This window comes from Burkholderia sp. Bp8992 (assembly GCF_003853705.1).
GTDB lineage: Bacteria > Pseudomonadota > Gammaproteobacteria > Burkholderiales > Burkholderiaceae > Burkholderia.
Genome location: NZ_QTQI01000039.1, coordinates 1 through 11,748 on the forward strand (window position 1 = coordinate 1; position 11,748 = coordinate 11,748).

Here is an 11,748-nt window from a genome sequence, read left to right on the forward strand (position 1 = left end):
CGCGATCGTCAGGTTCACGTTGTCGACGGCCGTGCTGTCGCCGAACTTCTTCACGACGTTCTCGATGCGGACGAACGTATCGTTCGGCTTGAGCATGTTTGCCGTCAAACGATTCAATGCATCAGGTGTACTGAATGAATCACGTTTCATGATGGTCCGTGTTGAGCAGGTAAGCGAATCTCAGGCGTCAGGCGCGACCGGAATCGGCCGATGCACTGGCTGTCGTGAACATTTCATCGGTTTTCATCGGGCTTTCCGCACGTTTCCGTCGTCTCCAGGGCGAATTTTTAAACCCGTCAAAAATTTTTTGGATCGCGGATTTCCGTTCCGGACATTGAACGGGATCGATGTTTGGGGAAGCAGGAAAAAGAGGGGCACGACACGGCGCCGCGCGGGAGCGCGGGCACCCGGCGGCTCGTGTGCCGCCGGGCGAAACGGAGGGTGGGGAAAACGAGCAGCCGGGCCGGCCGCTGCGCGCGGCCTGGGCGCCGAGCGGAATGGCAGGAACGGGCACCGGCCGGCAGCCGGCGCCCGTCGGGCGGAACCTGCGCGGCACCGCTGCTGCGGCGCCGCGCGGGCGTCAGAACGGCTTGGTCGGCAGGTACTTGCCGTCGAGCGTGATCACCGCGCGCGAACCACCCTCGGGATCGTCGACCTTCTTCACGTCGAGCCGGAAGTTGATCGCGCTGATGATGCCGTCGCCGAACTTCTCGTGGACGAGCGCCTTCAGCGTCGTGCCGTACACCTGCAGCATCTCGTAGAAACGGTAGATCGTCGGGTCGGTCGGTACGCGATCGTCGATGCTGCCGCGCAGCGGGATCGTCTGCAACAGCAGTACCGCGTCGTCGTCGAGGCCGAGCTTGTCGGCGACGACGCGCGCCGCATCGGCCGGCAGCGCATGCTGGCCGAGCAGCGCTGCCGTGACGAACGCTTCACTCAGGCCCGTGCCTTCGGTGAGCTGCGCGAACGACAGGTTCTTGCGCGCCTTCGCGAGGACGACGGTTTCCGCAAGCGCGTGGCGGGCAGTCTGGCTGTGCTGGGACTGGATCATGGCAATTCCTCGTGGTGGGGTGGGAGCAATCCGGATTCAGGCCGCGACGGCGAGCGTCGCGGGGGTCGCGCGGACACCGGGGTGGTCCGCGAGGGACACGAACCGGCCGGTCGCGCCGTCGTAGGCGTCAATGCAGCCCGATTCGATGTCGTAGACCCAGCCGTGCAGTGCGAGACGCCCTTCTTCGAGCGCGAGCCGCACGGCGGGGTGCGTCTTCAGGTTGGCGAGTTGCGCGACGACGTTCTCGCGCACCATCGAGTCGATCCGCTCGCGTTCGCTGCGATGCGTGCGCGCCTCGTTCACGACGCGTGCCGAATCGGCGTAGCGCAGCCAGTGGCCGACGGCCGGCATGTGGTCCATGCATTGGCAGGTCGCGATCGCGGTCATCGCGCCGCAGTCGGAATGGCCGCAGATCACGACGTCGGTCACGCGCAGCGCGGCGACCGCATATTCGACCGACGCCGACACGCCGCCCGGCTCGGGGCCGTACGACGGCACGATGTTGCCGGCATTGCGGATCACGAACAGGTCGCCCGGTTCGCGCTGCGTGACGAGTTCCGGCACGAGCCGGCTGTCCGAGCACGAGATGAACAGCGCGCGCGGGTTCTGGCTGCGTGCGAGGTCGCGGAACAGCGCGGCGCGTTCCGGATAGGCGTCGCGCTGGAACTTCAGGAAGCCTTCGATGATGTCCTTCATCGCGTGTTCTCCGGTGCAGGTGGAATCGATGAAGGGCAGGTTACGCCGGACTTCCAATAACGTAAAAGACCGATTTATGATCTAGCCGATAAGCAAGACTTATAGGACCCGCCATGCTGCTGCGCCATATCAACTACTTCCTGGCCGTCGCCGAGCACCGCAGCTTCACGCGTGCGGCCGCCGCGCTGCACGTGTCGCAGCCCGCGCTGTCGCAACAGATCCGCCAGCTCGAGGAGACGCTCGGCGCGCAGCTGTTCGACCGCACCGGGCGCGTCACGCGGCTGACGGACGCCGGCGACGTGTATTTCCGCTATGCGCGGCAGGCGCTGCACGATCTCGCGGAAGGCCGTCGCGCGATTCACGACGTGCAGGACCTGAGCCGCGGCTCGCTGCGAATCGCGGTCACGCCGACCTTCACGAGCTATCTCGTCGGGCCGCTCGTCGAGGCGTTTCATGGGCGTTATCCGGACGTGACGCTGTCGGTGCGCGAAATGTCGCAGGAGCGCATCGAGACGCTGCTCGTCGACGACGAGCTCGATGTCGGCATCGCATTCGAGGACGTGCAGTCGGCGGAGATCGAAGTGGAGACACTGCTGGTCGAGACGCTCGCGCTCGTCGTGAACCATCGGCATGCACTCGCGGGCAAACGCAGGGCCGGCCTGCGCGCGCTGCACGACGCACCGCTCGTGCTGCTCACCGCGGAGTTCGCGACGCGCGCGCAGATCGACCGTTATTTCCGCGTGCACGATGTGCAGCCGCGCGTGCTGATGGAAGCGAATTCGCTGGGGGCGGTGATCGAGATCGTGCGCCGCACGCACCTCGCGACGCTGCTGCCCGCGACGATCGCGACGGGGCATGACGATCTCGCCGCCGTCGCGCTCGATCCGGCCGTGCTGCGGCGCACGGCCGTATTGCTGCAGCGCAAGGGCGCGTACCGCAGCGCGGCCGCGCGTGCGTTCGTCGAGCTGGCGCTCGCGCAGGCGGCGGGGCCGGTCGGGCATTCACGATGACATGGACCGTCGCGCGCGGCCCGCTCGGCTGCTGGCGGCTGCCTGGCCGGCTGGACGTGTCGCGCCGGGCCCCACGTCCAGCCGGTGCCGACGTCGCCGAAATCGTGTGATTTATCCTGTAAAATCGCGAATCGAGAGAATTTGTACGATAAAACCGGCGATCGAATCGCTGCCCGCTCATCGTTCTCGATTCAAGAGGGCCACGACGATGAATTCCCAAGAACTGGTTCGCGCGATCGGCGGCGGCCTGTTTCAGCAAGCTCGCCTGCTCAAGCTCGACACGCCGCTGGGCCAGAATGTCCTGCTGCCGCAGACGGTTCACGGTGTATCCCGGCTGGGCCGCGATTACACGTTCACGGTCGACGCCGTGTCGACTCGCGACAATATCGAGCTGAAAAAGCTGATCGCACAGCCTGTCACGCTGTGGATCGAACAGCAAGGCGACGCCTATCTGCCATGGCACGGCTACGTGCAGACCGCGCGCCGGCTCGGCTTCGACGGCGGCGTCACCTCGTATCAGATCCGTTTCATGCCGTGGCTCGGCTTCCTCCGGTACCGCCGCGACCAGCGCATCTGGCAGGATCGCACTGCCGACGAAATCCTGACCGACGTTTTCAACCAGCATCCACAAGCCGCCGGCATGTTCCGGTTCGCGCTTTCCGCGCCGCTGCGGAACCGGTCGTTCTGCATGCAGTTCGAGGACGACTGGCATTTCGTCCATCGCCTGCTCGAGGACGAAGGCCTGTTCGGCTATTTCGAGCAGGCCGGCGATGGCTCGCACCACACGCTGGTAATCACCGATTCGCTCCGCTCGCTGCCCGCCGCCGCGCCGGCACGCGTGCCGTTCCAGCGCACGGCCTCGGGCGACGAGACCCAGGCGCTCGTCCAGTGGTCGGGCTCGCGCACGCTGCAGAGCAGCCACTACACAACGCGCACGTTCGACTACAAGTCACCCGGCACCGCACTCAATCCGAAGGGCACCGACGTCCCGACCCGGCCCGATCAGGGCGACCTGCCGAACCAGGCCGAGGTCTACATGTATACGGGTGCCTATACGTACGGCGCCCAGGGTGACGGCAACCGCCAGTCGACCATCCGGATGGAAGAATGGGAATCGCGCGCGAAGCGCTTCCACGGTATCGGCGGGATGCGCGGCATCGACGCGGGCCGCGTGTTCGAGCTGACCGACCATGCGGCCCATCCGCCGGCGGAACAGGACGGCAACCGGTTCGCGGTCGTCGAGACGGTGTGGTGGATCAGGAACAACCTTCCGGCTATGCCGTCGCATTTCCCGCACGGCCTGGCCGCCCGGTTCGACGCGATGAAGGCGCAGCTCGGCGACGCAGCCGGTGCGATGACCATGCGCCACGCCGATGGCAGCGAAGGCTTCTATCTGGTCGAAATCGAGGCACAGCGCCAGACGGTACCGTTCCGCAGCCCGTTCGAGCACCCGAAGCCCGAGATGCATCTGCAGACCGCAACCGTCGCGGGGCCGAAGGGCGAGGAAGTCCACACCGACGAACTGAACCGGATCAAGGTCCGGTTCCACTGGGATCGCCAGAATGAAGGCGACGAGCGCGCATCGTGCTGGCTGCGCGTCGCGTCGTCGGACACGGGCGGCGGGTACGGCAGCGTGCATGTGCCGCGCATCGGCGAGGAGGTGGTCGTCGACTGGATGTCCGGCGACTGCGACCGGCCGATCGTCACCGCGCGGCTCTACAACGGCGCGACCAAACCGCAGTGGCACACCGACGGTCTGCTGTCCGGATTCCGCTCGAAGGAATACGCAGGCGGCGGCTACAACCAGCTCGTGATGGACGACGCGACCGGGCAAAACCGCGCGCAACTGTACAGCAGCACGGCGAACAGCCTGCTGCATATCGGTTATCTGATCGAGCAGTCCGGGAACACGCGCGGCACCTACGTCGGCAGCGGCTTCGACCTGCGAACCGACGCCTGCGGTGCCGTACGCGCGAACCAGGGACTGTACGTCACGACGCATCCGAACGGCGTGTCGAGCCAGCCGCTCGACGTGCGCGAGACACAGCAGCAGCTCGTCGGCGCCGAGGGCCTGCTCGAATCGCTGTCCGACGTGAGCGAGACGCACCAGGCCGACACACTGAGCCCCGGTCGCGACGCACTGAAGACGTTCACCGACGCGACCCAGCAGAGCATGCCCGGTGCCGCGTCGGGCGGACGCACGTCGGGCGGCGGGACCGGCAACGCGAATGCGTTCGCGCAGCCCGTGATGCTGTTCGGCAGCCCGGCCGGCATCGGGCTGGCGAGCCAGCAGTCGGTACAGATGGTTGCCGACCGGCACGTCAACATCGTCAGCGGCCAGACGACCCATCTCGTGACCGGGAAGTCGCTGATCGCCAGCGCGATTGCGTCGGTCAGCCTGTTCGCGCAGAACGCCGGGATGAAACTGTTCGCCGGCAAGGGCAAGATCGAGGTCCGCGCACACGACGACGACGTCCAGATCACCGCACAGAAGACCGTGAAGATCGTCGCCGCCACGGCGCAGATCGACGTCGCGTCGAAGCAGCCGATCCTGCTGACCTCCGGCGGTGCGTATATCCGCATCGGCAACGGCAACATCGAGATCCATGCACCCGGCAAGGTGGATTTCAAGGGCGGCGACCACAGCTTCTCGGGCCCGACCAGCACCGACTACCCGTTGCCGCGCCTGCCCGAAGGCGTGTGTTCGGAATGCCGACGCAGCGCCGCAAAAATGAAATCCGCATTGACGCCCCGTACATGACATCCGCCGCCTCGATGAAGCCGTTTCACGACCTGACGCGCGCGCTTCCGCTACCGGCTCAGTGGCCGCGCACGACCGTCGCGCAACGGCATGACGATCTGCGCGACTGGCATCGCACACGGCAAGCCGCGGAAACGCGCGCGCTGCGCCTGCTGGCGCTCGTCGACGGCGCGCTGGACGATACGATGCTCGATGCGGCACGAGCACGCGGCATCGCGTGGCAGTCGCTGTATCCGGACACGATGCTCGAAGCGTCGCGGCCCGAAATCGGCCCGTTCCTGCTCGACCTGACGGCGGACGACGACGCGTCGCGCGCGACGATGCTCGACTTGCTGAATGCCGGGAGCGATTCGGATCTCGTTGTGTGGCTCGCGACAGGTCATGCATTGCCCGCGCTCGCCGCGTATCTGCATCCGCTTGCCGAGGCGACGTTGCCGGATACGCGTCAAGCGCTGCTGCGCTACTACGATCCGTCGATTCTCGAAAACCTCGTGCCGATCCTGACGCCTGCGCAACGGCGCGAACTGCTGGCAACGTTCGTCGAACTGCGCTATCGGTTCGATCCGTGGGAGAGCATCGTCGGCGAGGAAAAGGGACCGCTGCCCACCGCCGCCGCAACGCCGATCGTGTTCACGGAGGCGCAGTACGATGCACTCGCACGCGAGGGATTTGCGGAGACACTGTATTTCCAGTTGCATGACGAATTCCTGCCGCCGATGTCGGCCGTGCCGGACCGCTGGGGCATTCGCTATGTAAAGGATCTGGTCGCGCGAGCGCGGAGCCGGCACGGGCTCGTGAACGAGAACGACCTCGCGTATTTCGTGCTGATCGGGATGAACGTGCATCCGGCGTTCGATGCGCATCCGGCGATCGCCGGGAAAATCGCCGCGCGCGGAGAAGCGCCTCCGCCAATGTCGTCAACGCTCGCGGATGTCGACGCGGACGTTTGGGCTACGTTGCTCGATGCGCATCCGCTCGCCGGATATGCCGGCGAGTCGCGGGATGCCGAAGCAATAGCGGCCGATGCGTCGCCTGACGCGGGTTGAGCGACGGGAGATGAGGATGGTGCGCGAATTGACGTGCGGGATGCGGCGGGCCGTTGCGGTGGGCGCGGTAGCCGCTGGCGGTTTGTGGACTGCGTTGGCACATGCGGGGAGCGACGGACCGTATCGCGTCATCGGGTACAACTTCACCGATCGGAGTATCTATCGTTTCGTGATCGACGGGTTTGGGGCGGGCAACCTGCGCGCGCACAAACAGGGCGGTGGCGGCGGAACCGTGTGCTGCGTGGAAGTGCCGCGCGGGAAAAGAACCTGGCATATCAAACTCGAGTACGAGTTGACCCAGGAGCAGTACAAAAACAACCTGCCTGGCGACGTTTACGAAACGGACATCGCGATTCCCCCGCTTCCCGACAAGCACGGTGGATATATCGAGTTTTACTTTCGTCCGGACCGCAGGATCGAGGCTCGATGGGCGGCAACCCCGACCGATCCGCGCAACCCGAATACGACGAGCGATGCTTTGTCCAAGACAAATTAAAAGATAGAAACATGGAGCCGTCGATTATCTTCCGCCGCATCTCGCGCACTCTGATCGTCACCACGACGCTGCTGTTGGGCGGAGCACCGTCAGTTCATGCACAGACCGGGAGCTACGGCCCCTATCGCGTCGTAGGTTTCAATTACACCGACCGAGGCGTCTATAGCTTCGTCGTCGACGGGTTCGGTGCCGGCAGCGTTCGCGCCCGTCAATTCGGTGGCGGCGGCGGCACTGCCTGCTGCATGGAAGTACCGCCCTCCAAGAAGACCTGGCATCTCAAGGTCACATACGACCTGACGCCGGAAGAAGATGCAAAGAACCTGTCGCCGGAAGTCTATGAGACGGACATCGCCGTCCCGAAACTGCCGAACAGACGCGATGGGTTTATCGAGTTCCATTTCCTGCCTGAGCGCAAGATCGACGCCAAGTGGGTCGAATATCGGACAGATCAGCACAACCCGAACACTCGGAGCGACGCGTCCTCCGCAACGAACTGAATGACAGGAACATCGACATGCTGAATTTTCTTCGCCGCCTCATTCTCGGCCCTGCCATCGTCGCGGCACTGTTGCTCAGTGGCGCGTGGTGGGTACATGCACAAACCGGAGGGTACGGACCATACCGGGTCATTAGTTTCAATCACACGGATCGAAGCATCTACAGCTTTCAGGTCGACGATTTCGGCGCAGGAGGCTCGTATGCGCACGAATCCCAAGGAGGCGGCGGCATCGTGTGCTGCATGGATGTCCCTCGCGGGAAAAAAACTTGGCATATCAAGATTATTTATGATCTGACCAAAGACGAGGCTCAGAAAAACGTACCGAATGAAGTGTACGAAACTGACATTCCCGTTCCACCACTACCGAACAAACACGGCGGCTATATCGCATTTCATTTTCTGCCTGATCGGAAGATTGAGGCGCAGTGGGTCGAACGTCGAATCAAGGCAAACATTCCGAACGCAAACTAAGATAGCGAGCGCCGCATGTCAAACGAAGCCAGTTCTGCCCAAAGCGCCAACCCGAGCCGAGCCGATTCAGCGTCCGCGGACTCCCGCGCATCACGCGCAGCGAGCGTCAGCGCTCAGCTCCCTTCCGAACCGCCAAGCCCTTGCTTTCGCTGTCATCAGGAAATCTACCAATCCTTCTTTTTTGATGGATTTGCTCAAGGGCTGAAGGATGTCGATCACCCGTCGAATATCTTTCGACTCTTCAATGCGCACGAAGAAACGAACGACGAACGCGGCATCTACAAGATGTACTACGACGGGATGGGGCGCGACCTTGCCAACCAGACGGTCGGCACCGGCAAAAAGGTGGCAGGGGATATTGCATCCACTGCAGAGAAGATGGCGAAGGACAAGTTTTTGAAGGGGCCCGCTGACGCTATCGTGGCCGATGTCCGCAAACGGGCAATGAGTGACGCCGGCGACAAAGGTCTACTGACTCGAGCCAAATCCGCGATTGTGGAAGGTACTGCAGCCGCGAGCACCACGGCAAAAAATAGTATCAAAGAATCGTTTTCTGTGAAAAAGCTTGGCCCCGAGCTGATCTCTTCAGGTGTGAGCATCGCCGCGGACTCGTACCAGCCTGTCCGCGACAGCGAGTTTAGTGCTGGATATATGGGAACCGGCTTCGACATCCGTGTAAAGCAGGCGGTCGCCGACTTCAAGCAGAACGTACAGGACGCACGGGATTTCGATCCCCGAAAAATTCTACGAATTCGTGTAGCGATGTTCGGCTACGATCGCGGCGGCACCATTGCCCGAAAATTTGCAAACGAACTTATCGGCAAGGTATGCAAGCAAACGAACGGCCAAGTAATGTATGACGGGATCCCCGTCGAATTTGACTTCATGGGTCTATTCGATTGCGTGTCGACTTCTTTTGCGGATTCGATTTTTACCAAGGTCGTCTCCCCCGTGCTTGGCGTCATTCCAGGCGAAGGAAAGGCCGTCAGCTTCAGCATCAAAGGGCTGAGCATGTTCATCGGCCTGGCTAAACAGTCGCTCGGCGAGTACGACCTTCAGAAAGAATTCAAGTCCATCGTTCATCACGTCGCGGCGACAGAACTGCGCTTCTATAAAAATCTCGATTCACCGAGAAAATCGCCCGATCACGCTAATCTGCTTGAAATCGTCTACCCCGGCAGTCAATCCGACGTCGGCGGAGGATTTCGCGAGGGGGAGGACAACAAGTCCGCCGAGCTAGCACGTGTATCTGCACGCAACATGCTTGATCGTGCGTGGGCAGCCGGCGTACCACTCCTCCCGCTGTCACAAATGCGCGACAAGCGCCCCACCGCAGCGAAGGAATTCGAATTCCAGAAGACCGTTAACGTCAACGGAAAGAATCTCACGGTCAACGACCTCTTCGCAGCCTATACCGCGATGCTGCCGAAATCGAGTGGTCCGCTCGAAAAGCACTTCTTGGAGCATCAAAAGCTCTTCGTGTCATGGGCACGCTATGTCCACGATCGAACGGCTCATTCGAGCACCGGTAGCAACCTCTTCATTAACACCGTGGATGCGGACGTTTACAACTCGATCTTCACGAGTGGCGGCGGCTTGCCAAACTACGAAGGTCGCGACTGGTACTACAAGAGTCAGGATCCGAATTCCAAGATCCCCCAGTTCACGTTCGGCGAGCGCCGCACGGTCGACGACATCTCGGACAAGACCGTGCGCGCCTTGGCCACCGCATGGGTACATCCGCCGAAACTGACACCTGAAGTCATCGCATTCTTCGACAACTTCGTACATAACACCATCACGCCGCTCAACAACGTGGCACTCGGCGACGGCGTATTCATGCAACTTCGCGAAATCGAAGAGAAAGGCTGGATGGCGCGTCAGACCGACGCCGCCAAGGACTACATCAAGAAAGTCCTCGGCAACATCTCCAAGAACATCAAGGACGCCCAGGACGAATACGTCCGGCAAGTCACGTCCGGCCAGATTCCTCACGGCGCGTCGATCGGCGATCTCTCCGGCGACTGAGCATCACCCTTCGGTTCGGTTAGCAAACCACCCGGCCGCACGCGCGGCCGGGCAACTCACGCTCCCGCGTCGGGCGTCAGTTGTACCCCAGAATCGCCACCGCCGCGACATCCGGCCGGTCGAGCGTATTCCCGACGAGCGACGTCATCGGTTCCTGCAGAACGGCCTGATACGACGTCACGCGCGCCACTTCGGACACACCGGCATCGTCCGATGCCGGCTCGTCGAACGCCGCATCGAAACCGCTGTAAAACCCCGCTTGGTTCTGCGAAAAAGTCATCTCCACTCCTTTCCTTGATTATGCTTTTGATGGTCTAACCGACCTGCTTCAACACTGCTGCCTGCACGGGCGCACCGTCATGCGCGGCTTCCGATCGCGCCAGCTGCGCGCGCGTGCGCCGCGTGACGTGAATCACCGCGAACACGACCGGCGCGATCAGCAGCCCTTCCGCCAGCTCCGGATCGACCGGCAGGTTCATCACGTGCAGCGCCTTGAACGCCGCCGTCGCGAGCGACAGCACGTAGTACGAAATTGCCGCCACCGACAGCCCTTCAACCGCGTGCTGCAGATGAAGCTGGTTGCGCGCGGTACGTTCCATCCCGGCCAGCAGGCGCGTCACGTCCTTTTCCTGCGCGAGGTTCACGCGCGTGCGCAGCAAGTCGACGGCGCGGGCGATCCGCGCGGCGATCTGCTCGTGGCGGGCCCATACGCTGCGGCACGTTTCCATCGCCGGCGCAAAGCGCCGCTCCATGAATTCGGCGATCGTCGGCATCCCTTCGATCCGCTCCTCGCGCAACTCGTGGATGCGCGCCAGCACGAGCTTTTCGTACGCGCGCGACGCACTGAAGCGCGCGCCGGCCCCTGCCAGCGACTCGACCCGCACCGCGAGATGCGTGAGCTTGACGAGCAGTGCCGTGTCGTCGCCGTCGGCGCCGCTCGCGTCCATCCGCTGCATCAATGCATGCAGCGCCGTGTGGATCTCGTCGAGCTCGCGGCTCATCCGGCGCGCGACCGGCAGCGCGAGCAGCGCCATCATCCGGTACGTCTCGATTTCATACAGGCGCTGCAGCAGGCGACCGCCCTGCTCCTCGCGGAAATCCTCGTCGACGACGAGAAAACGCATGAAACCGTCGTCACGCACATGCCAGTCGCAGAACACCTTGCCGCCGCCGAGCACGCGGCTGCCGACGAGCGCGGGCCCGTCGATCCAGCGGCGCAGGTCGCCGCACACGAGCCGCGCGGCCTCGCCCGACAGCAGCTCCATCCGCACCGCGACGAAGCGGATGCCGGCCAGCCGCGCGAACCATGCGGGTGGAATGCCTTCGATCGCGAGATCGTCGAAATAGCCGGTATCGCGGCGCGGCGCGACGAACGTGAAGGTCGAGAATTCGGTGTGGCGCTCCCACTTCAGGTGCCAGCCGCACGGCGACTGCACCGCGTAGTGCGTCGCGCCTTCGTGCGGCGCGGCAATGCCGGTATCGCGGCACAGCGCGTGCAGCAGCGTTTCGTGGATATCGGGCTGGCCGTCCGCATAGATCGCGTAATGCGTGAGCGACACGGCTTCGGCGAGCCGCAGGAACGGCCGGGCATGCAATTCCGCGGCCAGTGCGGCGCGCAACGGATGGTCGATCATCGATACACCACGCTTCCTTGTTCAGTGCTGCACGCCGGATCGACCGGCCTGAACGC

At 63.3% G+C, this 11,748-nt stretch carries 11 protein-coding genes and 1 pseudogene; 7 read left to right on the forward strand and 5 right to left on the reverse strand.

Features of this window, described 5'->3' with window-relative positions; all coding sequences use genetic code 11:
- The 3 genes and pseudogenes from DIE03_RS34845 to DIE03_RS34855 form a co-directional block, all read right to left on the reverse strand.
- Nucleotides 1-150: pseudogene (locus DIE03_RS34845) on the reverse strand (polyamine ABC transporter ATP-binding protein); the annotation flags it as partial.
- Between the two features lie 430 nt (nt 151-580).
- On the reverse strand, nt 581-1,051 hold the full coding sequence (gene cynS, locus DIE03_RS34850; RefSeq protein WP_047901820.1) for a cyanase: 471 nt from the start codon (nt 1,049-1,051) through the stop codon (nt 581-583).
- A gap of 36 nt (nt 1,052-1,087) precedes the next feature.
- The gene (locus DIE03_RS34855) at nt 1,088-1,747 is read right to left on the reverse strand and encodes a carbonic anhydrase (protein ID WP_124456640.1); all 660 of its coding nucleotides are present in this window, start codon (nt 1,745-1,747) and stop codon (nt 1,088-1,090) included.
- A gap of 113 nt (nt 1,748-1,860) precedes the next feature.
- Between DIE03_RS34855 and cynR the strand changes: the two genes are divergently transcribed.
- The 7 genes from cynR to DIE03_RS34890 all read left to right on the forward strand — a co-directional run bounded on the left by cynR (nt 1,861) and on the right by DIE03_RS34890 (nt 10,058).
- Nucleotides 1,861-2,757: a transcriptional regulator CynR gene (gene cynR, locus DIE03_RS34860; RefSeq protein ID WP_124456641.1), complete on the forward strand. Its 897-nt coding sequence runs from the start codon at nt 1,861-1,863 to the stop codon at nt 2,755-2,757.
- A 208-nt stretch (nt 2,758-2,965) separates the two neighbouring features.
- Nucleotides 2,966-5,518: a type VI secretion system Vgr family protein gene (locus tag DIE03_RS34865; RefSeq protein ID WP_124456642.1), complete on the forward strand. Its 2,553-nt coding sequence runs from the start codon at nt 2,966-2,968 to the stop codon at nt 5,516-5,518.
- Nucleotides 5,515-6,564: a DUF4123 domain-containing protein gene (locus DIE03_RS34870; RefSeq protein ID WP_124456643.1), complete on the forward strand. Its 1,050-nt coding sequence runs from the start codon at nt 5,515-5,517 to the stop codon at nt 6,562-6,564. The genes DIE03_RS34865 and DIE03_RS34870 overlap by 4 nt, the downstream gene beginning before the upstream one ends.
- A gap of 16 nt (nt 6,565-6,580) precedes the next feature.
- The gene (locus tag DIE03_RS34875) at nt 6,581-7,060 is read left to right on the forward strand and encodes a DUF3304 domain-containing protein (RefSeq protein WP_124456644.1); all 480 of its coding nucleotides are present in this window, start codon (nt 6,581-6,583) and stop codon (nt 7,058-7,060) included.
- Between the two features lie 11 nt (nt 7,061-7,071).
- Nucleotides 7,072-7,557: a DUF3304 domain-containing protein gene (locus DIE03_RS34880; protein WP_124456645.1), complete on the forward strand. Its 486-nt coding sequence runs from the start codon at nt 7,072-7,074 to the stop codon at nt 7,555-7,557.
- A 17-nt stretch (nt 7,558-7,574) separates the two neighbouring features.
- Complete coding sequence (locus tag DIE03_RS34885) at nt 7,575-8,030, forward strand: DUF3304 domain-containing protein (protein WP_124456646.1); 456 nt, start codon at nt 7,575-7,577, stop codon at nt 8,028-8,030.
- 15 nt (nt 8,031-8,045) lie between these two features.
- Nucleotides 8,046-10,058 (forward strand): phospholipase effector Tle1 domain-containing protein, encoded by a 2,013-nt coding sequence (locus DIE03_RS34890; RefSeq protein WP_124456647.1) that lies wholly within the window; start codon nt 8,046-8,048, stop codon nt 10,056-10,058.
- Nucleotides 10,059-10,134: 76 nt separating this feature from the next.
- Here the strand turns inward: DIE03_RS34890 and DIE03_RS34895 are convergent, their stop codons facing one another.
- Together DIE03_RS34895 and DIE03_RS34900 are read right to left on the reverse strand one after the other, a co-directional pair.
- Nucleotides 10,135-10,338, reverse strand: a complete 204-nt coding sequence (locus DIE03_RS34895; RefSeq protein ID WP_124456648.1) for a hypothetical protein — start codon at nt 10,336-10,338, stop codon at nt 10,135-10,137.
- Nucleotides 10,339-10,372: 34 nt separating this feature from the next.
- Entirely contained in the window at nt 10,373-11,692 is a 1,320-nt protein-coding gene (locus DIE03_RS34900; protein WP_124456649.1) for a DUF3422 family protein, read from the reverse strand.
- Nucleotides 11,693-11,748: the final 56 nt, after the last annotated feature.

Bases quoted from the DNA above. Each gene is read 5' to 3' on its own strand.
- cynS (WP_047901820.1), bottom strand. From the start codon at position 1,051: ATGATCCAGTCCCAGCACAGCCAGACTGCCCGCCACGCGCTTGCGGAA.
- DIE03_RS34855 (WP_124456640.1), bottom strand. From the start codon at position 1,747: ATGAAGGACATCATCGAAGGCTTCCTGAAGTTCCAGCGCGACGCCTAT.
- cynR (WP_124456641.1), top strand. From the start codon at position 1,861: ATGCTGCTGCGCCATATCAACTACTTCCTGGCCGTCGCCGAGCACCGC.
- DIE03_RS34865 (WP_124456642.1), top strand. From the start codon at position 2,966: ATGAATTCCCAAGAACTGGTTCGCGCGATCGGCGGCGGCCTGTTTCAG.
- DIE03_RS34870 (WP_124456643.1), top strand. From the start codon at position 5,515: ATGACATCCGCCGCCTCGATGAAGCCGTTTCACGACCTGACGCGCGCG.
- DIE03_RS34875 (WP_124456644.1), top strand. From the start codon at position 6,581: ATGGTGCGCGAATTGACGTGCGGGATGCGGCGGGCCGTTGCGGTGGGC.
- DIE03_RS34880 (WP_124456645.1), top strand. From the start codon at position 7,072: ATGGAGCCGTCGATTATCTTCCGCCGCATCTCGCGCACTCTGATCGTC.
- DIE03_RS34885 (WP_124456646.1), top strand. From the start codon at position 7,575: ATGCTGAATTTTCTTCGCCGCCTCATTCTCGGCCCTGCCATCGTCGCG.
- DIE03_RS34890 (WP_124456647.1), top strand. From the start codon at position 8,046: ATGTCAAACGAAGCCAGTTCTGCCCAAAGCGCCAACCCGAGCCGAGCC.
- DIE03_RS34895 (WP_124456648.1), bottom strand. From the start codon at position 10,338: ATGACTTTTTCGCAGAACCAAGCGGGGTTTTACAGCGGTTTCGATGCG.
- DIE03_RS34900 (WP_124456649.1), bottom strand. From the start codon at position 11,692: ATGATCGACCATCCGTTGCGCGCCGCACTGGCCGCGGAATTGCATGCC.